Here is a 24,226-nt window from a genome sequence, read left to right as displayed (position 1 = left end):
TTCGGCGCGGGCGGATGGCTCGATTCGCACCCTAGACACGTAAGTGCCCTCTACACGCGCCATTCCGGAATACGGACCGTGCCGGGGGGACACGCCCTGGCCGCTACGCAGGCGGGTCCGGCACGTCGTCGTTGTCGCGATTCGTCTTGGTCCACTTCTTGCTGTTGAGCGAGAACCCGTAGACCTGACGCCCCTGGTCGCCACTCGTCGCGAACGGCTTGCCCGTGTCGTCGATGCGCACCGTGCCGTGCCGGGCGCCGCTCGACCACCGCAGCTCCAAATACCAGCGCACATAGCGGGTGTTGGCGGTCGCGTTGATGTAGAACGCCTCCGGGTCGCTCGCGCTCACCTTGTAGGGGAAGCCGTCGCCAGCGGACTGGGGATCGAGGCGGGGCACCGACGCGTCCAGGTCGACGTCGAAGGCGTGCTGGGGCACCCTGCCTCCGCAGCCGACGCCGAGGTACCCCATCTTGTAGTTGTTCCACGCGAGCGGCGCGCTGGTTCCGGCGACGCGGATGTTCAGAGCCTCAAGGACGACGGTGTCGTCGCCCGTGCCCTGGACGGTCAGCATCACGGTCTGGTTCCTTGCGGAGACCGCGCCGTTCGCGTCCACCCAGCCGACGGCGTCCTGTTCGTTGGGGGGCGGCGAGAGGTCGCCGGGGCCCTTGTCGACGAGGTAGGGGTGGCCGCAGGGGCTGTCCCAGTACTGGGGCTGGGTGGAGACGGTCATCGGGGCGCCGGCCTTGCCCGTACCGCCGCCCTTGCCGCCGTCCCCGGTGACCGGCGCCCGGGTCCCGCCGCCGGAGCCCTTGCCGTCGCTCCCCGGCCCGGCGGAGCCCTTCGCCCCCTTGCCCGGCTGCTTTCCCTTCTCGGACCCCTTCCCGGACTCCTTCCCGGAGGGCGAGGCGGAACCGGCGCCGTCCGGACTCCGCTCCCGTTCCCCTTCGAAGGCGCTCGGGGAATCGCTGGACACGTGGTCGCGGTCGCCGCCTCCGGATGCTGCCTGTACGGCGACGGCGGTGGCACCGAGCGCGAGCACGACACCGGCGGCGACGAGCACACGCGCCCTGGGCACGCGTCTCCCCTCACGCCGCCCCGCCGCCGTGGGCGCACGGCCGATCACGATGCCGGGTGCGCGGTCGCCGGAGCCACCGTCGCTGTCACCGTCACTGCCGCTGCCGCTGTCACGGGAACGACCGTCGCCGGAGCCTGCGGCAGCCGCCTGGTCGGGGGCCTGGGGGCCGGATGCCGAGGCACCGGGCGCCGGTCCGCCGAGGGACGGGGCCGCCGTGGCATCGGGTGCCGCGACGGCAGGGGGCTCCCCCTGCTGCCCCCGATCCCCCTCCTTGCGGTCGCCTCTCGACGCATCGGCCAGGATCCACCGCCGGTGGACCTCGACCATCTCCTCCCGCGAAGCCCCGCACACCCGGGCGAGCCGCTCCAGCGGAGCGAACTCCGTCGGTACGGCCGACCCGCTCACATAGCGGTGCAGCGTCGACGTCGACATGTGCAACCGCTTGGCCAGCGCCCCGTAACTGAGCCCCGACCTCTCCTTCAGCTCCCGCAGCAACTCCGCGAGATCGCCCGCCCCCACGCTCTCTCCATCCCATCCATCCGTTCCAAGGAACGGAGTTCTCGCAGCTCACAGCCGTCCGAATGTCCCGACGTCCCCAACTGCCGTGCCGCGCCGGCCGCAGGGACGAAACCCCGCGCAAGCTGTGGCCCATACAAACACGCCGCAACCGGGGGCCTCCCGACGCGGCTCACGTCTGCCCCGTCACACCGAAAGAGACCAGCCATGCGACTCACCGCGCGATTCACCACCAAAGCCGCCGCCGCTGCCGCGGCCCTCACCGCCGCTCTCTCGCTCACCGCGCTCGGCGGCGCCGCATCGGCCGCGACCCCGGCGGCCAAGTCGGCGCCGGTCACCTGTACCGCCGCCACCACCAAGGTCACCGTCGAGCAGGTCGACCGCCCCCTCGACCATCTGCTCCTGAAGGCCAAGAACACGGGCACGAAGACGTGTTACGCGTACGGCGCACCGTATCTCCGCTTCGACGGGGCGCAGTCCGCCACCGGGTGGCTCGATGAGAGCACGCCGCAGGCGGTCGTCACGCTGAAGCCCGGCCAGACGGCGTACGCGGCCATCGGCACGTCGTCACCGGAGGGCTCGAACGGCCACCAGGCCCATGAGTTGGGCGTCCACTTCGCCAACCGCGCGATGAACGGCAGCGTGGGCGCCTCGGCTGCCGCGAAGCTTCCGCAGGGCGGCGTCTACGTGGACAGCTCTGCGTTCGTCACGTACTGGCAGACGTCGGCGTCCGACGCCCTGATGTGGTGACGGGCACCGCGCCGGTCTCCCTCTGACACCACGCGACCGCGGGAACGCAAACGCCCCTGGCCTCGCGCGGGGGCGCAACGAGGCCAGGGGCAGCTGGTGGGAGCCGGGCAGGGGGACGAGTCAGGGGGAAGGCCAGGGGGAAGGGCCAGGGGGGGACGGGTCAGTTCGCCCCGCCCTGGCCGGCACTGCCGATGGCGAAGACCTTGACCGGGGAGCCGGAGCCGTCGGTGACGGGCAGGGTGGCGGCGCCCGGCCATTCGAGGGAGTACGACTTCGTCTCGCCGGGCGGGGTGACGACCAGGCCGGTGACCCCGACGCCGGAGCCGCCCGAGTCGTCGACCGGGTAACTGATGCTGAAGGAGACCGACTTGCCGTCCTTGAGGGTCATCGGCTCGGCTCCCTGGCCACTGCGCTCGGCGGACAGTTCCCCCTCGCTGGTCTTCAGGTCGACGCCCGCGAAACCGGACAGGAGGCAGTCACGGCCGCCGCCGTTCTGGAACGTCACCGCCACCGAGCCGTCGGTGTCGCCGTCGATGGTGCTGTCCGACGCGGTGATGTCCAGATCGTCGGTACGGCACTTGCCGACCTCGCCGTTCGCCTCGGAGCCGCTCCCGGCGGCCGTGCCCTGCTCATCACCGGAGCCCCCCGAGCCCGTGTCGGAACCCGAGCCCGTATCGGACGCGGCCGAGGACGAGGACTCCCTCACCCCCGTGCCGTCGTCTTCGTTACACGCGGTGAGCGTGAGCGCGGCGACGAGTGAGAGGCCGGTGAGGATCGAACGGGTCGTGGTTCGCGTGAAGTTCATGGTGCCCCCGTGAGTCGGAAAGACGGTGGTGCGAACGGCGTGCCGCTGCGGCACGGCCAAGAGCGAAACAGCCGCGATCCGACCGGCACAAGGAATCTCGGACGATCTGGCACGCTGGAACGATTTCGCCCGTCTGACCTGCGGAAATACCACACCCTGGAACGCCTCCCTGGAACACCGCCCTGGGACGACGGCCGGACACCGAAACCCCCGCCTCCCCGGCACCCCTCACCAACCTCCAGGTAAGTGCGCACAAAAAAGTGGGTACTTGTCCGCTTCACCGCACATGGGAAGGATCGAAGGCGTCCCCACCCCACGCCTCCGATCGGAGTCCCACAGCCATGCCCGCACAGCCCACCCGGCCCGCACAGTCCCCCGTAACCGTCCTCGGCCTCGGCCTCATGGGCACGGCGCTCGCCTCCGCGCTGCTCAAGGCGGGCCACCCCACCACGGTGTGGAACCGCACCGCCGCCAAGACGGGCCCCCTGGCCGCCCAGGGCGCGAGCCCGGCGGACACCGCGAGAGACGCGATCACCGCGAGCCCGCTCACCATCGTCTGCCTCACCACGAACGAGAACGTCCGCGCCCTGCTCACCCCGCAGGCCGAGGCCCTCGCGGGCCGCACGCTCGTGAACCTCACGAACGGAACGCCCGCCCAGGCAAGGGAGTTGGCGCAGTGGTCCGCGGACCACGGCATCACGTACATCGACGGCGGCATCATGGCCGTACCCCAGATGATCGCGACGCCCGGCGCGTACATCCTCTACAGCGGCAGCGACGAGGCGGCCTTCGCGGCGCACCGCCCCACCCTGGAGGCGCTCGCCGACACCAAGTGGGTCGGCAAGGACCCGGGACTCGCCGCCCTCTACGACCTCTCCCTGCTCACCGGGATGTACGGCATGGCACTCGGCGTCGCCCAGTCCTTCGCGCTGATGGGCAGCGAGGGCATCCCGGCCCGTGAGTTCGCGCCGCTGCTCGGGGACTTCATCGTGGCGATGACGGGAGGGATCGTGCAGGGAACGGCCGAGGCGCTGGACACCGACCAGCACTACACCGACGTGTCCAACCTCGCCATGAACCGCGAGGCGTACCCCAACTTCATCCAGGCGTACGCCGACCAAGGTCTGCGGACCGAGCCGTTCGAGCCGTTCCAGGCCCTCCTCGACCGTGCGGTGGAGGAGGGCCACGGCGCCGACGGCCTCTCCCGCCTGGTGACCCTGCTCAAGCAGGACTGAGGCAGCCGACGCCGCCCATGTCGCCCATGTCGCACGGGCCGCTAGGGAACCAGCACGACCTTCCCCGTGGTCTCCCTGCGCTCCATGGCCGCATGGGCCCGTGCCGCCTCCGCCAGCGGGAACGTCTGCACCGCAGGCTTCAACTCCCCCTTGGCCGCTGCCTCCAGGGCCCGCCTCTGGTGCTCGGGACCGTCCTCGGGCCGCTCGATCAACCCCAGCAGCGCGTTGACGACGGAGATCCCCCGCTCCTCCACGACACCGGCGTCCGGCTCGAACCCTTCCTGCGAGGACCAGCCGATGACCACGTACCGCCCGCCCTCACCGATGAGTCCGAACGCGGCGGCGGACTTCTCGCCGCCCACCCCGTCGAGCACGACACTCACCTGACGCCCGTCGAGCCGCTCACGCACGAGGTCAGCCCAGCCGGGCTCGTTGTAGTCGACGGCGAGATCGGCGTCGAGCCCCCAGACGGCCTCGACCTTGTCGGGCCCGCCGGCGGCACCGATGACGACCGCCCCGAGCGCATGGGCGTACTGCACCACGAGCCGCCCGACGCCACCGGCGGCGGACGTCACAAGGACCACGTCGTCGGAGGTGAGCCGGGCGGCATCCAGAAGCCCCATGGCCGTCGCCCCGGTCATCACCATCGTCACGGCGGTCTCGAACCCGAGCCCGTCCGGCACCTCGTGCAGGGTGGCGAGGTCGGCCACGGCGAGCTCGGCGTACCCACCGGGCTCGCTGCGCGGGGTCACGACGGACCGCCCCAGCCACGTGGTGTCGACGCCGGGCCCGACCGCGTCGACGACCCCGGCGACCTCCCCGCCGAAGACGGAGGGCAGCTCGGGCAGCGGCGGCGCCATGTCACTCGCTTCGCCCCGCCGCATGACGGTCTCGACGAAGTGAACTCCCGCCGCCCGCACGGAGATCCGCACCTGGCCCGGCCCCGCGACGGGGTCGGGCAAGGTCTCGTACGTCAGGTTCTCGGCGGGCCCGAACTCGTGCAGAACAACGGCGTGCATAACGTCCTCCTCAGAACGTCGACGGTCCGTCGTCCGGACGTCGATGCACACCACTCTGTGACCTCAAGCTAGCTTGAGGTCAAGCGGTCGGCCGGGAGATGTCCTCACGGACCACCCCACGGCCCTCACCCCTCAGAGCCGCCGCGCCACCTCGGTGGCCCAGTACGTGAGGATCATGTTCGCGCCCGCGCGCTTGATGCCGGTGAGCGACTCCATGATCGCCTGGTCCCGGTCGATCATGCCGCGCTCGGCGGCGGCCTCGATCATCGCGTACTCACCGGAGATCTGGTACGCGGCGACCGGCACGTCCACGGCGTCGGCGACCCGGGCGAGGACGTCCAGGTAGGGCCCCGCGGGCTTCACCATCACCATGTCGGCGCCCTCTTCGAGGTCGAGCGCCAACTCCCGCAGGGATTCACGGGTGTTGGCCGGGTCCTGCTGGTAGGTCTTGCGGTCGCCCTTGAGGGACGAGCCGACGGCCTCGCGGAAGGGGCCGAAGAAGGCGGACGAGTACTTGACGGTGTAGGCGAGCACGGAGACGTCCTCGTGCCCGACCTGGTCCAACGCGTCCCGGATGACGCCGACCTGACCGTCCATCATGCCGCTCGGACCCACCACATGGGCGCCCGCGTCGGCCTGGACCTGCGCCATCTCGGCGTACCGCTCAAGGGTGGCGTCGTTGTCGACGCGCCCCTGCGAGTCGAGGACACCGCAGTGCCCGTGGTCGGTGAACTCGTCCAGGCACAGGTCGGACATGACGATGAGCTCGTCGCCCACCTCGGCGCGCACGTCGCGCAGGGCGACCTGGAGGATCCCGTCCGGATCGGTGCCAACGGTCCCGGCGGCGTCCTTCTTCGACTCCTCCGGCACACCGAAGAGCATGATCCCGGCGACCCCGGCCTCCATCGCCTCGACGGCGGCCTTCTTCAGACTGTCGCGGGTGTGCTGGACGACGCCGGGCATGGCGCCGATCTCCACGGGCGCGCCGATCCCCTCGCGCACGAACGCGGGCAGGATCAGGTCGGCCGGGTGCAGCCGCGTCTCCGCGACCATGCGGCGCATGGCGGGAGTGGTCCGAAGGCGCCGGGGCCGGGCTCCGGGAAACGATCCGTACTTGGTCACTGTCTCTCTCACCTCACGCGATGTCTGGGTCCCGGCCCCGCCCGCAACCTCAAACGCCGGACAGGCTGGATATCCAGCCTGTCCGGCGTTTGAGGACGAACTCGGCGAAGCCGGTGATTAACGGTACGCCTGAGCCTCAGGGTGCCGTACGCCGCCTACGGGAACCCGGCCGCCGCTCGCTGGGCCGGGTGACGGGATCCCCCGCCTCCAGCGCGGCAAGGCGACGCCGGGTGCCGAACTCGGCAAGCGCCTCGGCCAGCTTGTGGACGGAAGGCTCCGGAGCCATCACGTCCACCCGCAGCCCGTGCTCCTCCGCCGTCTTGGCGGTGGCGGGACCGATGCACGCGATCACGGTCACGTTGTGCGGCTTGCCGGCGATGCCGACCAGGTTGCGCACCGTGCTCGACGACGTGAAGAGCACGGCGTCGAAGCCACCGCCCTTGATCGCCTCACGCGTGTCCGCCGGGGGCGGCGACGCGCGCACCGTCCGGTAGGCGGTGACGTCGTCGACCTCCCACCCGAGGTCGATGAGCCCGGCGACCAGCGTCTCCGTGGCGATGTCGGCCCTGGGCAGGAAGACACGGTCGATCGGGTCGAAGACCGGGTCGTACGGCGGCCAGTCCTCCAGGAGACCCGCGGCCGACTGCTCACCGCTGGGCACCAGGTCGGGCTTCACGCCGAAGGCGACGAGCGCGGCAGCCGTCTGCTCGCCCACCGCCGCGACCTTGATCCCGGCGAAGGCACGGGCGTCGAGCCCGTACTCCTCGAACTTCTCGCGCACCGCCTTGACGGCGTTGACGCTGGTGAAGGCGATCCACTCGTAGCGACCCGTGACGAGCCCCTTGACCGCGCGCTCCATCTGCTGCGGCGTCCGGGGCGGCTCCACGGCGATGGTCGGCACCTCGTGCGGCACCGCGCCGTAGGAGCTCAGCTGGTCGGAGAGCGAAGCCGCCTGCTCCTTCGTACGCGGCACGAGCACCCGCCACCCGAAGAGCGGCTTCGACTCGAACCACGACAGCTGGTCGCGCTGGGCGGCGGCGGACCGCTCACCGACCACGGCTATGACGGGCTGCCCGCCGTCGGGCGAAGGCAGCACCTTCGCCTGCTTGAGGATCTGCGCGATCGTGCCGAGGGTCGCCGTCCATGTGCGCTGACGCGTCGTCGTACCGGCGATCGTCACCGTCATCGGGGTGTCCGGCTTGCGTCCCGACGACACCAGTTCACCGGCGGCCGCGGCCACGGAGTCCAGGGACGTCGACACGACCACGGTCCCGTCGGATGCCCCCACCTCGCTCCAGCAGCGGTCGGACGCGGTGCGCGCGTCGACGAAACGCACGTCCGTGCCCTGCGCGTCGCGCAGCGGAACACCCGCGTAGGCGGGCACACCGACCGCCGCCGCGATGCCGGGCACGACTTCGAAGGAAATGCCCTCGGCGGCGCAGGCGAGCATCTCCTCCGCGGCGTACGTGTCGAGGCCGACGTCGCCGCTGACGGCACGTACGACCCGCTTGCCGCCGCGTGCTGCCTCCATGACAAGATTGGTGGCGGCTCGCACAGAAGACGCTTCGGTGATCGCTGACGCGTCGTCAACTGTCCCTGGCTGAGGTGTGTCCACACCTCCCCTGGCATGCGCGCGAACGACGTCGAGCACATCCGGCTCGGCGATCAGCACGTCCGCTCGGGCCAGCGCCTCCACGGCGCGCAGCGTAAGTAGTCCCGGATCTCCGGGTCCGGCACCCAGGAAGGTGACGTGCCCGTGTGCGGGAAGGCCGGGAAGGTTCGAGGTGGGGCTCAAAGTGCTCGCTCCCCCATCAGACCGGCCGCGCCCTTGGCAAGCATCTCGGCAGCGAGTTCACGGCCGAGCGCCAAGGCTTGGTCATGCGTCTCGGGCACGGGACCGGTGGTGGACAGCTGCACCAGCGTCGAGCCGTCGGTTGCCCCGACGACGCCGCGCAGGCGCATTTCCTTGACAATCTGCCCGTCGGCCAGAAGGTCGGCCAGCGCTCCCACGGGTGCGCTGCAGCCGGCCTCCAGGGCGGCGAGCAGGGACCGCTCGGCGGTCACGGCGGCCCGGGTGTACGGGTCGTCGAGCTCGGCGAGCGCGGCGGTCAGTGACGCGTTGGACGCGGCACATTCGATCGCCAGTGCCCCCTGGCCGGGGGCGGGCAGAACTGTGTCGACCGACAGGAAGTCGGTCACCTCGTCGATCCTGCCGACGCGGTGGAGTCCGGCGGCGGCGAGCACGACGGCGTCGAGCTCCCCCTTGTGCACGAACCCGATGCGGGTGTCGATGTTCCCGCGGATCGGCACGGTCTCTATCGCGAGCCCGTGGTTGCGGGCGTAGGCGTTGAGCTGTGCCATGCGGCGGGGCGAACCGGTGCCGATGCGCGCGCCGCTCGGCAGCTCCGTGAAGGTCATCCCGTCGCGCGCGATGAGCACGTCACGGGGGTCCGCGCGCAGCGGTACGGCGGCCAGGGCCAGGTCGTCCGGCTGTGCGGTCGGCAGGTCCTTCAGCGAGTGGACGGCGAAGTCGACCTCGCCGGCGAGCAGCGCGTCACGCAGGGCGGTGACGAAGACGCCGGTGCCGCCGATCTGCGCCAGGTGCTCACGGGACGTATCGCCGTACGTCGTGATCTCCACGAGCTCTACGGAGCGGCCGGTCAACCGGCTCACTGTCTCGGCCACTTGCCCGGACTGGGCCATGGCCAGCTTGCTGCGCCGTGTCCCGAGCCTTAGTGCCCTCTCGGTCATGCCCGGCCTCGATTCGGATCTGTTTGCGTTGCGTTCTGATCGGTGGATTCATTGATCTTGTCGGCCCTGCTGACGGCGGCGACCGTCTGCGGGTCGAGGTCGAAGAGGGTGCGCAGCGCGTCCGCGTACCCGGCGCCGCCGGGCTCGCTCGCCAGCTGCTTGACCCGCACGGTGGGTGCGTGGAGCAGCTTGTCGACGACGCGGCGGACGGTCTGGGTGATCTCCGCGCGCTCCTTCTCCGGAAGTCCGGGGAGCCGTCCGTCGAGCCGCGCGATCTCGTTCGCGACGACGTCGGCGGCCATGGTGCGCAGGGCGACCACGGTCGGCGTGATGTGCGCGGCCCGCTGCGCGGCGCCGAAGGCCGCGACCTCGTCGGAGACGATCGCGCGGACCTGCTCCACGTCGTCGGCCATCGGGGCGTCGGCGGAGGCGTCGGCGAGCGACTCGATGTCGACGAGGCGTACGCCGTCGATCCGGTGCACGGCGCCGTCGATGTCGCGGGGCATGGCCAGGTCGAGCAGCGCGAGCAGGACGTTGCCCGTCTCGACGAGCGAGGGGCCTCGGCGCTCGGGCACCCGCCCGGTCGCGGTCACCGCCGCGGCGAGCGCGGTGATGGTGTCGGCCTCGCTCTGCAGGTCGTCGCGGCGCACGGCGGGTGCGTTGTCCACCCAGGCCGCGTGCTGTTCGAGGGTCGCGGCGTCCATCCCGGCGACGGCGTCCTCGCCCATGACGGAGAACCCGACCCCGCGGCCGACGGCCCCGTCGCCGGAGAGCCCGAGCGGGCACGCCTCGTCGTTGTCGGCGTCGGAGCCGTGCGGGGTGGAGGCGCCCGCGGACGGGGATCCGGCCGCCGGAACGCGCGCGGCGCCCACGGCGACGGGCGCGCCCGTGCGGTCGGCGACGCCCGCGGCGACGGCATCGGCGGTCAGGACGAGACCGGTCGCCCCGGTGCAGGACACCGCGACATCTGCACGTGTCAGTTCCGTCGCCACCTGGTCCATCGGCACGGCGCGCGCGATGGTGCCGGTGCCGCCCTCGGAGAGGATCTCGGCCAGGCGGTGGGCCCGGTCCAGGGTGCGGTTGGCGACGACGACCTCGTGGACCCCGGCGCGCGCGAGCGTCGCCGCGGCGAGCGAGGACATGGATCCGGCGCCGATGACCAGGGCGCGCTTGCCCTTGGCCCACGCCTCGACGGGCTCGCGCCCGGCGAGCTGTTCGAGGCCGAAGGTCACGAGCGACTGCCCGGCCCGGTCGATGCCGGTCTCCGAGTGCGCGCGCTTGCCGACCCGCAGGGCCTGCTGGAAGAGGTCGTTGAGCAGGCGCCCGGCGGTGTGCAGCTCCTGGGAGCGCGCGAGGGTGTCCTTGATCTGGCCGAGGATCTGCCCCTCGCCGACGACCATCGAGTCCAGGCCGCAGGCCACCGAGAACAGGTGGTGGACGGCTCGGTCCTCGTAGTGGACGTACAGATAAGGGGTGAGCTCGTCGAGGCCCACGCCGCTGTGCTGGGCGAGCAGCGTGGACAGCTCGGCGACGCCCGCGTGGAACTTGTCCACGTCGGCGTAGAGCTCGATGCGGTTGCAGGTGGCGAGCACGGCCGCTTCGGCGGCGGGCTCGGCGGCCAGCGCGTCCTGCAGGAGCTTGGCCTGCGCGTCGGCGGCGAGGGCGGCCCGTTCGAGCACGCTCACCGGGGCGCTGCGGTGACTCAGCCCTACGACGAGGAGACTCATGCCGGCATCACGGCGGGGACGTCCCCGTCGGGTCCTTTCCGCTGCTGCTTGGCGGCGGCGGGCGGCTCGATGCCGTCGGCCGCCGCTTCCTCACCGGCCTTGCGCTGCTCGTGGAAGGCGAGGATCTGCAGCTCGATGGAGAGGTCCACCTTGCGTACGTCGACGCCCTCGGGCACGGAGAGAACGGTGGGCGCGAAGTTCAGGATCGAGGTCACACCGGCGGCGACGAGCCGCTCGCAGACCTGCTGGGCGGCGCCCGCCGGGGTGGAGATGACGCCGATGGAGACGCCGTTGTCGCTGATGATCTTCTCGAGCTCGTCGGTGTGCTGCACCGGCATGCCCGCGACGGGCGTGCCCGCCATGGCCGGGTCGGCGTCGATCAGCGCGGCGACACGGAAGCCGCGCGAGGCGAACCCGCCGTAATTGGCGAGCGCAGCGCCGAGGTTACCGATGCCGACGATCACGACGGGCCAGTCCTGGGTCAGGCCGAGCTCGCGTGAGATCTGGTAGACGAGGTACTCGACGTCGTAGCCCACACCACGCGTCCCGTAGGAGCCGAGGTAGGAGAAGTCCTTGCGCAGCTTCGCGGAGTTGACCCCCGCGGCGGCCGCGAGCTCCTCGGAGGAGACCGTGGGCACCGAGCGCTCCGACAGAGCGGTGAGGGCTCGGAGGTACAGCGGAAGCCTGGCGACGGTGGCCTCGGGAATCCCTCGGCTGCGGGTCGCCGGTCGGTGAGTTCGGCCAGTTGCCACGGTGCTCCTGCGGGTAGAGCGGGGCTGCAGGCGGTCACACGTCCCCAGACCGCCCCGTCGAAAGCAGGCTATGTCTTTGTGAACGCGTGCACAAAGATGGTGTCCGATTTGCCCGGCCAACGTGACCGGGGTCACGCGCCCCCGGCGCACACACCGGGAACCGGCGCACATGAGGCTGCGGTGCTCACTTGATGGGGGCAAAACCGCACACTCTCCTCACGATCATCGCCCCCGAGACCAAACCGCCCACGATCCTAAGGGACCATTCGGGCCGTTTGGACTCGTCGGTCAGTGACGATTCGGACTACGGAGCGAGCTCGCGCCGCAGCCGATCTTCGTTCACCCGCCAGAAGGTGTGCTGTTCACCATCCACGAGGACCACCGGGATCTGTTCCCAGTAGGCCTTGTTGAGCTCTTCGTCCTGCGTGATGTCCTTCTTCTCCCATACGACTCCCAGCTCGCCGCAGACCTTCTCGATCACCAGCTGTGCGTCATCACACAGATGACAGCCGGGCTTGCCGATCAAGGTGACCGTCCGGTCCTGGGGCTTCTTCTTCTCCGTACGGCGAAAAATCGGGCTCATGACACCATTCTCGCCCCACCGACGCGCCGCGCGGCCCGTCTGTTTAACGGTGCGGTCGCGGAGAGTTCACAGCACCGAATCCTGCCGACTCCGGAACGACCGAACGAACTAGCTATGCTCACGACATGGCCGCTCTCGGATGGCTCACCCCCCGTAGGCGCTCCGCCACCGCGCGGAGCGTGTTGGCAGGCGAGGCCTCGGCTGAGGCAGCGCGCAAGACGTCGCAGGAGCTTGAGGCGCTCGACGGCGCCGCGGCACCCGAGGAACCAGCGGAGCCGGAGTTCCCGGTCTTCGGCGACGACAAGGCCGCGGCCTTCTTCGACCTCGACAACACCGTGATGCAGGGCGCCGCGATCTTCCACTTCGGCCGCGGCCTCTACAAGCGGAAGTTCTTCGAGCGCCAGGAGCTCGCCCGATTCGCCTGGCAGCAGGCGTGGTTCCGGCTCGCCGGTGTCGAGGACCCCGAGCACATGCAGGACGCCCGCGACAGCGCCCTGTCCATCGTCAAGGGCCACCGCGTCGCCGAGCTGATGTCCATCGGCGAGGAGATCTACGACGAGTACATGGCCGAGCGCATCTGGCCCGGCACCCGCGCCCTGGCCCAGGCCCACCTCGACGCGGGCCAGAAGGTCTGGCTGGTCACGGCCGCCCCGGTGGAGACGGCGACGATCATCGCCCGCCGCCTGGGCCTGACCGGCGCGCTCGGCACGGTCGCCGAGTCCATGGACGGCGTCTATACGGGAAAGCTCGTCGGCGAACCCCTGCACGGCCCCGCGAAGGCCGAGGCCGTCCGCGCGCTCGCGTCGGCGGAGGGCCTGGACCTGGCCCGCTGCGCCGCGTACAGCGATTCGCACAACGACATCCCGATGCTCTCGCTCGTCGGGCATCCGTACGCGATCAATCCCGACGCGAAACTGCGCAAGTACGCACGCGAGCGGGACTGGCGCCTGCGGGACTACCGCACCGGCCGCAAGGCCGCCAAGGTCGGCATCCCGGCCGCCGCGGGCGTCGGCGCCATCGCGGGCGGCACAGCCGCGGCGATCGCCCTGCACCGCCGCCGCCACTGAACATTCTCTCGGTCCTACCCCACCCGGGCTCCCGCCAGTCACGCCGGTAGCACTCGGCCACAACACGCCCCGTGCTGAGACGGAATGTGGACTCTTTCGATCAACAACCGTTCACTGTCTGCTACTTGAACGGGCATAGACCGGTAACAGAAGCGACGTAACCGGTGATTTGAGCAACTGGGTGTAGTGCCGCCTGTACGAAGCGTTATTCTCCTCAGACGCATTACGGACCCCACACGTCGCTACGACGGGTGAACGGTCTCGCACTGCACGTGATGGAAGCTCTGCCTCTGGGAGTCCCGTGTACCCACACGTCGGGGTTGACGCCTCGGGCCTGGCTACGCTGCGCGCAACGGTCGCCGACCGCTTGCGCGGCTTCGTCCCCACCGCGTACGCCGGCCCCGCCGTCCCCGCATTTGCCGTCCCCACACCCGCCGGGCCCGTCTATGCCCTGGCGGACAGCGGCGCGGCGGTCAGCAGACGGGCTCGTTCCGCCTCTGCCGCCACCTCAACCCCCACCCCCCGCCGTCCCGCCGCGGACAGCGACAGCGCCCGCATGATGGACCTCGTCGAACGCGCCCAGGCGGGCGAGTCCGACGCCTTCGGCCGTCTCTACGACCAGTACAGCGACACGGTCTACCGCTACATCTACTACCGCGTCGGCGGCAAAGCGACCGCCGAAGACCTCACCAGCGAGACCTTTCTGCGCGCCCTGCGCCGCATCAGCACGTTCACCTGGCAGGGCCGTGACTTCGGCGCCTGGCTGGTCACGATCGCTCGCAACCTGGTCGCCGACCACTTCAAATCGAGCCGTTTCCGCCTCGAAGTGACCACCGGCGAAATGCTCGACGCCAACGAGGTCGAGCGCAGCCCCGAGGACTCCGTCCTGGAGTCCCTCTCCAACGCCGCACTGCTCGAAGCCGTGCGCCGCCTCAACCCCCAGCAGCAGGAGTGCGTGACCCTGCGCTTCCTGCAGGGCCTCTCGGTCGCCGAGACCGCTCGGGTGATGGGCAAGAACGAGGGCGCGATCAAGACCCTCCAGTACCGCGCGGTCCGCACACTGGCCCGGCTCCTGCCGGACGACGTGCGCTAGCGCCGCGCGCCGTCAATAGCCCTCTGTAGCCGTGCGGAGCGTTCAACTCACCCTCCGTGGCGGCCAGATGGCCGTCACGGAATTTGGGCGGTCCGATCATCCTCCGTCCGTAACCCAAGTGCCGCGACACTCGTTGTGCGGGATGCAGGCTCCCTGTGGTTGCTCTCTGATCACCTCCGCTCACTCGATCGTGTGGAAGTGCTCAAGTCGTGCAACCCTCAGGACCCCCTGGGGAGTCGACCGTCATGACGAGAGGAGGTGCCGCCAGTGATCGCGAACGTATCGGCACACCGGCGGGCGAACGCCTTCGCCCAGGCCCTGGAGGAGCAATCCGACCAGGGCCCGGCGGCCGAGCAGTCCGAAGGTTCCGTCACACCCGATTCCGTGCCGTCCGAACAGACGGCCCCGGACCGGATGTTGACCCTCGCTACGGACCTCGGCGAGCTGCCGAAGCCGGAGCTGGATCCCGAGGTCAAAGTGGTCCAGCGGGCCCAGCTCGTAGCTGCCATGGAGGCCATGCTCCTTGAGGGCACGGCCGCGGGCGGTGGGACCATCGGCACCTCGGTGCCCGAACAGCGGTCCCGCAAGGGTGCCCACCGGGCCACGGGACTGCGCAAACTGAAGCCGCGCTCCAGGCTTTCGAAGGGCATCGCCGCGGGCGGGCTCACCGTCGGCGTGGCCGCCGGGGCGTTCAGCGGAGTGGCCGCGGCCAGCTCCGACGCGCTGCCGGGCGATTCGCTATACGGCCTGAAGCGCGGCATGGAGGACCTCAAGCTCGGCATGGCCGACGGCGACAGCGACAAGGGCGGGGTCTATCTCGACCACGCGTCGACGCGCCTGAACGAAGCCCGTCGGCTGATGGAGCGTGGCCGCAGCGGCGACCTCGACCACGAATCCCTAGGCGAGGTCAGGCGGGCCCTCTCGGGCATGCGGCACGACGCCACGGAAGGCCACCGCCTGCTCCACCAGGCGTACGAGCGTGACGGCTCGATCGGCCACATCCAGGCGCTGTCCGCCTTCACCGAGTCGCACCGCAGGAGCTGGAGCGACCTGCAGAGCCGGCTGCCCGTCCAGCTAGGGGACGTGGGCGAGCAGGTGAGCTCGGTCTTCGACGCGATGGACCAGGAAGTGGACCCCCTCCGCTCCCTGCTCCCCCGCACCCCGGACACGAGCAGCGCCCCTGGTCAGCCGAGCCAGGGCGGCTCCTCCGGGTCCTCCACCCCGGACCGCCCCTCGTCCCCGGATTCGTCCCCGCGGGACGGTTCGAGCGCCGACAAGGGCGAGCCCCGCCCGTCGGCACCGGACAAGCGCGAGAACGACGGCCTGCTGGGCGGCAACACGGGCGGTCTCCTGGACCCCCCGAAGTCCGACACCACGCCGAGCAGCCCGTCGGACGGCGGCTCGTCCGACAAGGAATCCCCGCAGCCCAAGCCGGACGTCACGGTGCCGCCGATCCTTCCCGGCTTGCTGCCGGGCCTGGGGATCGACGAGGAGGACGCGAAGTAGTACACGGACAAGCAGGACGGGCCGGATCCCTTCGTGGGATCCGGCCCGTCCTGCGTTCACGTCAGAAGAAGACGGACCGCCGCTGCACCAGCAGCTTGTACAGCGTGTGCTGAATCTGCTCCCGGACCTGATCGGTCAGGTTGAACATCAGCATCGGGTCCTCGGCCGCCTCCGGCGGATACCCGTCCGTGGGAATCGGCTCCCCGAACTGAATCGTCCACTTCGTCGGCAGCGGCAACGCCCCCAGCGGCCCGAGCCAGGGGAACGTAGGCGTGATCGGGAAGTACGGGAAGCCCAGCACCCGCGCCAGCGTCTTCGCGTTGCCGATCATCGGGTAGATCTCCTCCGCGCCCACGATCGAGCAGGGAACGATCGGCGTCCCCGCCCGCAACGCGGTGGAGACGAAGCCGCCCCGCCCGAACCGCTGCAGCTTGTAGCGCTCGCTGAACGGCTTCCCGATGCCCTTGAAGCCCTCCGGCATCACCCCGACCAGCTCACCGCGCGCAAGCAGCCGCTCGGCGTCCTCGGCGCACGCCAGCGTGTGCCCCGCCTTGCGCGCCAGTTCGTTGACCACCGGCAGCATGAAGACGAGGTCCGCCGCGAGCAGCCGCAGATGCCGCCCCTCGGGGTGGTTGTCGTGCACGGCGACCTGCATCATCAGGCCGTCCAGCGGCAGCGTCCCGGAGTGGTTGGAGACGATCAGCGCCCCGCCGTCCGACGGGATGTTCTCGATGCCCTTCACCTCGACGCGGAAGTACTTCTCGTACAGCGGCCGCACCAGCGACATCAGGACCTGGTCGGTGAGCTCCTCGTCGTAACCGAAGTCGTCGACCTCGTAGTCACCCGTGAGCCGCCGGCGCAGGAACGCGAGACCACCCGCGACACGGCGCTCCAGGCCACCGCCACCGCCCCGCGGCTCCGGCCTGGCCCCCGCCCCGGTCTCCGGCCGCGCGGGCTCCGGCTCGGCCCTGTCCACCTGCGGCTCCCCGTCCTGCTGCCCCGGCATGGCCGTGACCTCACGCACGGCTGCCGGATCGTTCTTGCGCCGGGCCGTGCCCCTGCGCCGCGCCGGGCGCTGCGCACCCGTGCGCGACCGGTCGTCGTCGAACGGAATGACCTTGGCGTCCGCCATCGTTGACGCTCTCCTCAGTTGGCGCTCTGGTTGCCCGCGAAGGGCAGCGTGGCGATCCGGTCGATGGCCCCCGCGACGGCCTGCGGCGGCAGAAGTCCCGGACCCCGACTGCGTACGAAATCCGCGAAGGTCTCCGCGGTCGTGTACTTGGGCTTGAAGCCCAGTGTCTCGCGCATCTGCCGGGTGGCCACGACCCGGCCGTGGGTGAGCAGCCTGATCTGCTCGGGCGAGAAGTCCGTCATGCCCAGGGTGCGCAGCGCCTGGCCGACCCAGGTGACCGCGGGCATGAACACCGGCAGCGTCGGACGCCCCAGGCGGCGCGAGCACTGCGAGAGCAGCAGCAGTCCGTCGCCCGCGATGTTGAACGTGCCGCTGTTGAGCGTCCCGCGCTCCGGATCGCGCGCCCCGATGCGCAGGACCTCGATCGCGTCGTCCTCGTGCACGAACTGCAGCCGCGGGTCGTAGCCGAAGACGGTCGGCAGCACCGGCAGCGAGAAGTACTCGGCGAGCGGGGAGTCCGCTGCGGGCCCCAGGATGTTCGCGAAGCGCAGCACGCAGACCGCCACGTCCGGGCGGCGGCGCGCGAAGCCGCGTACGTACCCCTCGACCTCGACGGTGTCCTTGGCGAAGCCACCGCTGGGCAGCGACTTCGGCGGCGTCGTCTCGGTGAAGACCGCGGGGTCGCGCGGCGCGGAGCCGTACACATTGGTGCTCGACTTCACCACGAGCCGCTTCACCGTCGGCGACTTCTGGCAGGCGCCGAGCAGCTGCATGGTGCCGATGACGTTGGTTTCCTTGAGCGAGCCGCGATTGCCGCCGGCGAGCGCCGTGCCCGTGACGTCCATGTGCACGACCGTGTCGACGGAGAACTCGGCGAGCACCTTGGCGATCGCGGGCTGCCGGATGTCGGCCTGCACGAAGTCGGCGCCGCCCAGATGGTGCTCAGGGGGGACCGCGTCCACGGCGACCACCCGGTCGACCTCGGGGTCCCTCAGGACGCGTCGGACGAACCGCCCGCCCAGTTGTCGGGCCACCCCGGTCACGAGCACGACCTTGCCCAAGATCAGCGCCTGCCTTCCCCAGCCCTCGAAGTCCTGCCGCGCCCCATCATGTCTCTCCTGGCACACGCTAGCGGGTCGATGTTGCGCTGTGATGACCGCCTGATGCAGGAAGTGACGACAGCCACAGCAAACCGCCCGGACCAGGCCCTACGCCCAGACCAGGACGTACTCCGGATCGGGACGCACATCCTGCCCAGGGCATACGTTCGAAACAAGCCCCCAGGCGGTCCGGCGAAGCCCGAAAACCGGCCGGAAGACGCCCGGCGGGTGCCCGGCGGATATCCGGCGGCCGCCCGACGGATGACCGGCGGGTGCCCAGCGGACGCTCGGCGGGTGCCCCTGAGGCGGCCCGCAAAACGCCGAAGCCCTCCCGCCGGATGACGGGAGGGCTTCGGGACACGCTGTGCAGCTGTCGCTTACTTCTTGTTGCGACGCTGAACGCGAGTGCGCTTCAGCAGCTTGCGGTGCTTCTTCTTGGCCATCCGCTTACGCCGCTTCTTGATAACAGAGCCCACGACTACCCTCGCTCACTTCTCTTCACTCGGTGCGGGGCAGCAGACTGGGCCCACACGACCTACGTCGGCCTAGCCTACCCGCCCCTGGGTGAGGGACGTAATCGAGGGGGATCGACCGGCTCCGGTCAGCCCGCCTCGACCCCTACATAGGACTCGCGGAGGTACTCGTGAACCGCCTGCTCCGGGACCCGGAAGGACCTTCCGACCCGGATGGCGGGCAGATGACCGCTGTGCACCAAGCGGTACACGGTCATCTTGGACACTCGCATCACCGAGGCGACTTCCGCCACGGTCAAGAACTGAACCTCGTTCAGCGGCCTCTGGTCAGCAGCCATGACACCCCACCTGAACCTTCCGCACATGACGGGCACCGGCTTCCCCTTCCGGTGACTCTTCGTCTCTGCGCGCTCACTCCCCAGACTAGGGGCGGATGATGCGAGTGGGGAAGAGGAGTAGCGATCGGCCGCCTACTGTGACAGACACGCTCGATTGAGTACATAGCGAGTAAGCGGTCGGTAGTAATCAGACCGCACAGCGTCATCAAGCGGAACGACGACGGACACCTGCCCCTCGGCCTCTCCGACGAACAGCGCGGGATCATCCGTATCCGCCAGACCGATCGCCTCAAACCCCAGCTGACCAGCCCCGCAGACCCATCCGTGGTCCCCGATGACGAGCCCCGGAAGCGGTCCTTCAGCCTCCGCGGCGGCCGCGAGAGCGGCTCGAACCGGGAGTGGGGAGTGGGTATGTGCGCCGGTCTCACTCCCGGTGGGACGCGCGCCGGGTTCCCGCACCAGCGCGACTCCTTGTACGTAGTCAAGGTTGTACGTGCGTAGGCCGAACCGGGTCGTTATGTCGACACTGTTGCCCTGCGCGGGGGTGAGGACGGTGCACCCGGCCGCCGACAAAGCGTCCGCCAGGGCGGCGTAGAAACCGAGGAGTCGGTGCGGATGCCCCGTCCCGAAGAGCACGGGAAGCCCCCTTCGCGCCGCGTCAGCGAGCCTCTCGGCGAAGGCGTCGAGCGCGGCCAACGTCCGCTCCGGGTCGATGACATCGACCCCCGAGGTGTGCCGGGGGTCGGCGGAGACCCCGCACTTGTCCGCCATCAGCCCCAGCAGGTCACCGTGGCCCCAGCTCCACTCGGGATCGAGCCCGAGCAGTATCCGCGGGTCCCGGGCCGCGAAGAGCCGATAGCTCCGCAGGCTCTCTTCCCGAGTGGTGGCCACGGGCCCGGCCAACCGGGCAGCCAACAGATGCGCACGCAATGCTCCGGTGCTCAACACGCTGCGAGGGTCCCGCAGGAACCCACCCCATACCTCCAAAACCCCGAAAAACCCCCACAGTTGGGCTAACGAGCCGTACTCTCACGACTCCCCGTCGTGGGCAGGCGTTCCGCAGGGCGGAACGGGTGGGCACAACACCGAAGCTCCCGAGTGCCTACGCCAACAACCCCCGCAGCGGAAACGCCGCCCGGCGAGCAGCAAGCACCGCCTGATCAAGCCGATCCGCAGGGTCGTACCCGTCCTCCCACTCCGCCCAGGAGACAGGCCACCGCCCATCACTCATCCGCGCGGGCGCCAACTGCCGAGTCCGCGCGAAGACTTCCTGCCGCCAGGCCTCGGGAGTATCCGCCGATGGCAAGATCTCCCGCCCCGCGGCGATGGCGGTCAGATGCGTCCAGGACCGCGGGACCACATCCACCACGGCGTACCCGCCCCCACCCAGAGCGACCCACCGCCCATCGGCGTACGAATGCGCCAGCTCATGGCAGGCCACCTGCACAGCCCGCTGAGCATCAAGCGAAACCGCGAGGTGAGCGAGCGGATCCTCAAAGTGCGTGTCAGCCCCATGCTGCGAGACAAGGACCTGCGGCCGAAAGTCGGCGAGCAGCTCCGGCACCACCGCGTGAAACGCCCGCAGCCACCCCGCGTCCCCCGTCCCCGCCGGCAGCGCGACATTGACGGCAGACCCCTCCGCCACGGAGTCCGCACCCGTCTCCTCGGGCCACCCGGTCTGCGGGAACAGCGTCCGCGGATGCTCGTGCAGCGAAATCGTCAGAACCCGCGGGTCGTCCCAGAAGGACGCCTGCACCCCGTCCCCGTGGTGCACGTCCACATCCACGTACGCGACCCGCTCGGCGCCCAGCTCGAGCAGCCGCGCGATCGCCAGCGAGGCGTCGTTGTAGATACAGAACCCCGAGGCGGACCCCGGCATCGCATGATGCAGCCCGCCCGCGAAGTTCACGGCATGCAGCGCTTCGCCGCGCCACACCGCCTCGGCCGCGCCCACCGACTGCCCGGCGATCAGCGCCGACACCTCGTGCATCCCCGCGAAGGCGGGATCGTCCGCGGTCCCGAGGCCATAGCTCCCGTCCGCCGACGCCGGATCGACGGAAGCGGCCTTGACCGCCTGCACATAGTCCTCGCGATGCACGAGCCGCAGCGTGGAGTCACCGGCACGCTTGGCCGCGACCACGTCGAGCTCCTGGTCGAGCCCGAAGGCACCGACCAGGCTTCTGGTCAGCGCGAGCCGGACCGGGTCCATGGGGTGCTCAGGACCGAAGTCATAGCCCGTTACTGCCTCGTCCCACATCAGCTGTGCGTGGCCGCTCATGCCCGTCACCGTATCGGTCCGTCTCGGGGGCGAAAGACCGGGCGTACAACAAGGTCACGAGCACCAACACCATGGGAACGAGCATCGCCCCGCGGTAGTTCCACGCATCCCCGAGCGCACCCACCAGCGGCGAACCGATCAGGAACCCCACATAGTTGAAGACATTGAGCCGCGCGACAGCGGCATCCGAAGCACCGGGGAAGAGCCGCCCCGCCGCGGCGAAGGTCTGCGGGACGATCACGCACAGCCCGAGCCCGAGCACCGTGAACCCCAGGATCCCGGTCCACGCACCGGGCGCCACCGCCACGATCGCGAACCCGAGGGCGCCCACCACCGACCCGACCCGCACCACCGCCACGGCCCCGAACCGCCGCACGCCCAGGTCCCCGAGCCCCCGCCCCAGCAGGGTCATGACCATGTAGACGTTGTAGGGGACGGTCGAGACCTCCTCCGAACTCCCCAGGACGTCCTGCAGATACTTCGCGCTCCAGTTGGAGACCGTCGAATCCCCGATGTACGCGAAGGTCATCACCAGGCAGAGAGGCAGGAGCAGCTTGAAGACGACGGGCCCGCCCTTTCCCTCACCTGCGGCAGCCGCATCAGCGCCGGCATCGGCGTCGACGTACCACCGACTCCCCACCAGCGCCGCCGGCAACAGCACGACGACCACCGGCAGATACGACACGAAGAGCGACAGATCCCAGTGCGCCCCCGCCCACGCGGCCGACGCCCCCGCGATCCCGCCCAGGCTGTACGCCGCGTGAAACCCCAGCATGATGCTGCGCCCGTACGCCCGCTGCAGACTCACCCCGAGCATGTTCATGGACGCGTCGAGCGCCCCCACCGAGAGCCCGAACGCCCCCAGTGCCACGGCCACTTGCCACAGGGCGTCACCGGCACCCACCCCGAGCAGCGCCAGGAGCACCACAGGCTGCGCCCATCGCAGCACACGGCTGGGCGGCACTCTCTTGACCAGCCACTCCGTGCCCACGCTCCCGACCCCGGCGAGGATCGGCACGGCGGCAAGGAAGACCGGCAACAGGCCGTCGGATATCCCGTACTGATCCTGAATGGCGGGGATCCGCGTCACCAGCAACGCGAAGGTGACGCCCTGCACCAGGAAGCTGAACGCCAAAGAGGCCCTGCCGCGCCGCAGCTCATCTGTCATGGCTGCTGAGCGTAGGACCCCTGACTACCGGTGGGTAGATAGATCACCCACCCAATTCCCCACGGCTCGCCCCCTCGGCCACCTCCCCGGTCACCTCCTCGGTCACCTTCTTCTCCATCGGATCGACGACCAGGGCACCGCTCACCAGGACCGTCGCCGTGATGGTGACCCCGGCGATCACGCCGCCGAGCCACACCATGGTGTCGACGGGCAGCGTGTAGGCACCCACGGCCCGCACCGCGGCCTCACCGAACAGCGCCACACCCCACATCACCGAGAACATCCGCTCCATCCGCGCGAACCGCCCCCGCTCGGCGATCAGCCGCTCCCACGCGGCGGTCCGCACCGGATTCCCCTTGGTGACCCAGGGCTTGAGCCCGACGGTCATCAACGGCCGCCCGGCAGCCACGGACACCAGCACAGCGATCCCGATCGTCGCGGTGATCCCACTGTCCTTGGCGAGCATCAGCCGCGGATCACCGGCCAGCAGACTGAGCAGCAGCCCAACGACGTTGGCGGCCAGGATGAGCGCCGCGAGCCCGTTGACCTGGCGCTCCTTGACCAGACTCCACAGCGTCCGCCCGGCAGGCACCACACTGCTCCAGGCGAGCGCCGCCAGCGTGCTCATTCCAAAACCCTTGCTGAGCAGGTAGTACGAGGCTGTGGGCACAGCCGCGTCAAGGACGAGCGGCTTCAGCGACTCCCAGCGCGACTGCCGACCGGAGCCTTCCACGCCAGCTGTTGTCACTGTGTCCGTGGCTGTGTCCGCGCCTGTGTCCGCGCCTGTGGCTATGTCCGAGGCTGGGGTGGCGAGCTGGCTCATGGCGTCCGGTCCTCCGTCGTCACTGTCACTGGGTGCGTCCGTGCGTTGTGCGTCCCGTTCGTTCTCGACGCACTCAGCTTCGCCGCAACCACCCACCGGCCGACAGAAACGATCGTCCGGACCTCTCCATGACAAATGTCAGCCCGAACCCCCGGCCCGCGTCATACGAGCAGGTCAGCCAACTCCCCCATGTCCCCGAAGAGTTCAGTGGCGCCGGAGAGCCGCTCCGCCGGCGTCATGGCGGTGAACCCGTACACGTCCATCCCCGCCGCCACAGCGGCCCGCACCCCCAACGGACTGTCCTCGACCACCACACACCTCTCGGGCGCCACTCCCATGCGCTCGGCGGCGTAGAGGAAGAGATCCGGCGCCGGCTTCCCCCGCCCCACGTCCTCGGAACTGAAGATCCGCTCATCCCCGAACCACCGATCGAGCCCGGTACGCCGATGCCCGACCCGAATCCGCTCATGACTCCCGGACGAGGCAAGGCAGTAAGGCACCCCACCGGCGACCAGCTTCTCCAGTACGTCGACGGCCCCGGCCACAGGCTCAAGCTCCCGCTCGAAGGCGGCGAAGACACGAGCGTGGAAGGTCACATCAAAATCCTCGGGCAACCGCTGCCCACTGCGCTCAAGAACAAGATCGTGTACGCGATGAACAGCCGCCCCCATGTAGTCGCGGAGGGAGTCCTCGTACGTGGTGGGGTGCCCGAGCTCGGTCAGGTAAGCGGCAAGGATGGTATTGGAAAGCGGCTCACTGTCCACAAGGACGCCGTCATTGTCGAAGATGACCAGGTCGTATCGCATAACTCGACCCTAAACGCAGAAAACCCCCGCACCCAGAGGGTGCGGGGGTTTCCCGTTAATAATAGTTCGGCGGCGTCCTACTCTCCCACAGGGTCCCCCCTGCAGTA

23 protein-coding genes are annotated in these 24,226 nt (G+C 70.0%); 5 read left to right on the top strand and 18 right to left on the bottom strand.

From position 1 onward, the window contains the following. Positions 1–103: 103 nt before the first annotated feature. Positions 104–1,594, bottom strand: coding sequence for a helix-turn-helix domain-containing protein (locus tag AC07AG_RS42290; protein WP_478762497.1), 1,491 nt, complete (start codon positions 1,592–1,594; stop codon positions 104–106). A 204-nt stretch (positions 1,595–1,798) separates the two neighbouring features. On the opposite strand from AC07AG_RS42290, the gene AC07AG_RS42285 reads away from it, so the two are divergent. Next, a complete protein-coding gene (locus AC07AG_RS42285; RefSeq protein ID WP_478762496.1) occupies positions 1,799–2,341 on the top strand; it encodes a DUF4232 domain-containing protein in 543 nt (180 codons plus the stop codon). Positions 2,342–2,501: 160 nt separating this feature from the next. Here AC07AG_RS42285 and AC07AG_RS42280 read toward each other — a convergent pair whose 3' ends face one another. Then, the gene (locus AC07AG_RS42280) at positions 2,502–3,146 is read right to left on the bottom strand and encodes a DUF4232 domain-containing protein (protein WP_478762494.1); all 645 of its coding nucleotides are present in this window, start codon (positions 3,144–3,146) and stop codon (positions 2,502–2,504) included. A gap of 341 nt (positions 3,147–3,487) precedes the next feature. Here AC07AG_RS42280 and AC07AG_RS42275 point away from each other — a divergent pair, with 341 nt between their 5' ends. Next, positions 3,488–4,381 carry an NAD(P)-dependent oxidoreductase gene (locus AC07AG_RS42275; RefSeq protein WP_478762493.1) on the top strand — a complete coding sequence of 298 codons (894 nt, stop codon included), beginning with the start codon at positions 3,488–3,490 and terminating at the stop codon, positions 4,379–4,381. 41 nt (positions 4,382–4,422) lie between these two features. On the opposite strand, the gene AC07AG_RS42270 is transcribed toward AC07AG_RS42275, so the two are convergent. The 7 genes from AC07AG_RS42270 to AC07AG_RS42240 form a co-directional block, all read right to left on the bottom strand. Next, positions 4,423–5,400, bottom strand: a complete 978-nt coding sequence (locus tag AC07AG_RS42270; protein WP_478762492.1) for a zinc-binding dehydrogenase — start codon at positions 5,398–5,400, stop codon at positions 4,423–4,425. Positions 5,401–5,532: 132 nt separating this feature from the next. Beyond that, positions 5,533–6,522 (bottom strand): porphobilinogen synthase, encoded by a 990-nt coding sequence (gene hemB, locus AC07AG_RS42265; protein ID WP_478762490.1) that lies wholly within the window; start codon positions 6,520–6,522, stop codon positions 5,533–5,535. A gap of 136 nt (positions 6,523–6,658) precedes the next feature. Continuing rightward, positions 6,659–8,317, bottom strand: coding sequence for a bifunctional uroporphyrinogen-III C-methyltransferase/uroporphyrinogen-III synthase (locus AC07AG_RS42260; protein WP_478762488.1), 1,659 nt, complete (start codon positions 8,315–8,317; stop codon positions 6,659–6,661). Continuing rightward, positions 8,314–9,273: a hydroxymethylbilane synthase gene (hemC, locus tag AC07AG_RS42255; protein ID WP_478762486.1), complete on the bottom strand. Its 960-nt coding sequence runs from the start codon at positions 9,271–9,273 to the stop codon at positions 8,314–8,316. Before hemC ends, AC07AG_RS42260 begins: the two co-directional genes overlap by 4 nt. Continuing rightward, positions 9,270–11,000 carry a glutamyl-tRNA reductase gene (locus AC07AG_RS42250; protein ID WP_478762485.1) on the bottom strand — a complete coding sequence of 577 codons (1,731 nt, stop codon included), beginning with the start codon at positions 10,998–11,000 and terminating at the stop codon, positions 9,270–9,272. Before AC07AG_RS42250 ends, hemC begins: the two co-directional genes overlap by 4 nt. After that, a complete protein-coding gene (locus AC07AG_RS42245; RefSeq protein ID WP_478762483.1) occupies positions 10,997–11,752 on the bottom strand; it encodes a redox-sensing transcriptional repressor Rex in 756 nt (251 codons plus the stop codon). Before AC07AG_RS42245 ends, AC07AG_RS42250 begins: the two co-directional genes overlap by 4 nt. 304 nt (positions 11,753–12,056) lie before the next feature. Further along, positions 12,057–12,335: a glutaredoxin family protein gene (locus tag AC07AG_RS42240; protein ID WP_249588545.1), complete on the bottom strand. Its 279-nt coding sequence runs from the start codon at positions 12,333–12,335 to the stop codon at positions 12,057–12,059. Between the two features lie 125 nt (positions 12,336–12,460). Here AC07AG_RS42240 and AC07AG_RS42235 point away from each other — a divergent pair, with 125 nt between their 5' ends. From AC07AG_RS42235 to AC07AG_RS42225, 3 genes are all read left to right on the top strand, one after another. Then, on the top strand, positions 12,461–13,402 hold the full coding sequence (locus AC07AG_RS42235; protein ID WP_478762480.1) for an HAD family hydrolase: 942 nt from the start codon (positions 12,461–12,463) through the stop codon (positions 13,400–13,402). Positions 13,403–13,703: 301 nt separating this feature from the next. Further along, positions 13,704–14,495 (top strand): ECF subfamily RNA polymerase sigma factor, BldN family, encoded by a 792-nt coding sequence (locus AC07AG_RS42230; protein WP_249588547.1) that lies wholly within the window; start codon positions 13,704–13,706, stop codon positions 14,493–14,495. Positions 14,496–14,762: 267 nt separating this feature from the next. Continuing rightward, the gene (locus AC07AG_RS42225) at positions 14,763–16,001 is read left to right on the top strand and encodes a DUF5667 domain-containing protein (RefSeq protein ID WP_478762479.1); all 1,239 of its coding nucleotides are present in this window, start codon (positions 14,763–14,765) and stop codon (positions 15,999–16,001) included. A gap of 61 nt (positions 16,002–16,062) precedes the next feature. On the opposite strand, the gene AC07AG_RS42220 is transcribed toward AC07AG_RS42225, so the two are convergent. The 9 genes from AC07AG_RS42220 to AC07AG_RS42180 all read right to left on the bottom strand — a co-directional run bounded on the left by AC07AG_RS42220 (position 16,063) and on the right by AC07AG_RS42180 (position 24,119). After that, positions 16,063–17,133 (bottom strand): lysophospholipid acyltransferase family protein, encoded by a 1,071-nt coding sequence (locus AC07AG_RS42220; protein ID WP_478762478.1) that lies wholly within the window; start codon positions 17,131–17,133, stop codon positions 16,063–16,065. Between the two features lie 14 nt (positions 17,134–17,147). Further along, on the bottom strand, positions 17,148–18,194 hold the full coding sequence (locus AC07AG_RS42215; RefSeq protein WP_478762476.1) for an NAD-dependent epimerase/dehydratase family protein: 1,047 nt from the start codon (positions 18,192–18,194) through the stop codon (positions 17,148–17,150). A 416-nt stretch (positions 18,195–18,610) separates the two neighbouring features. After that, positions 18,611–18,709 (bottom strand): 30S ribosomal protein bS22, encoded by a 99-nt coding sequence (locus AC07AG_RS42210; RefSeq protein WP_003948845.1) that lies wholly within the window; start codon positions 18,707–18,709, stop codon positions 18,611–18,613. Positions 18,710–18,834: 125 nt separating this feature from the next. After that, on the bottom strand, positions 18,835–19,044 hold the full coding sequence (locus AC07AG_RS42205; RefSeq protein WP_157869005.1) for a helix-turn-helix domain-containing protein: 210 nt from the start codon (positions 19,042–19,044) through the stop codon (positions 18,835–18,837). A 132-nt stretch (positions 19,045–19,176) separates the two neighbouring features. Further along, complete coding sequence (locus AC07AG_RS42200) at positions 19,177–19,992, bottom strand: phosphatase (protein ID WP_478762474.1); 816 nt, start codon at positions 19,990–19,992, stop codon at positions 19,177–19,179. Positions 19,993–20,146: 154 nt separating this feature from the next. Continuing rightward, the gene (locus AC07AG_RS42195) at positions 20,147–21,322 is read right to left on the bottom strand and encodes an acetoin utilization protein AcuC (protein WP_478762473.1); all 1,176 of its coding nucleotides are present in this window, start codon (positions 21,320–21,322) and stop codon (positions 20,147–20,149) included. Next, entirely contained in the window at positions 21,273–22,490 is a 1,218-nt protein-coding gene (locus AC07AG_RS42190; RefSeq protein ID WP_478762471.1) for an MFS transporter, read from the bottom strand. The genes AC07AG_RS42195 and AC07AG_RS42190 overlap by 50 nt, the downstream gene beginning before the upstream one ends. Positions 22,491–22,533: 43 nt before the next feature. Then, the gene (locus AC07AG_RS42185) at positions 22,534–23,223 is read right to left on the bottom strand and encodes a VC0807 family protein (protein ID WP_478762469.1); all 690 of its coding nucleotides are present in this window, start codon (positions 23,221–23,223) and stop codon (positions 22,534–22,536) included. Between the two features lie 251 nt (positions 23,224–23,474). Next, entirely contained in the window at positions 23,475–24,119 is a 645-nt protein-coding gene (locus AC07AG_RS42180) for an HAD family hydrolase (protein WP_478762467.1), read from the bottom strand. Between the last annotated feature and the right edge of the window lie 107 nt (positions 24,120–24,226).

This window comes from Streptomyces sp. NPDC044044 (assembly GCF_056434405.1).
The sequence above is the reverse complement of the archived record's forward strand: the minus strand, read 5'-3'. Positions and strand labels throughout refer to the sequence as shown.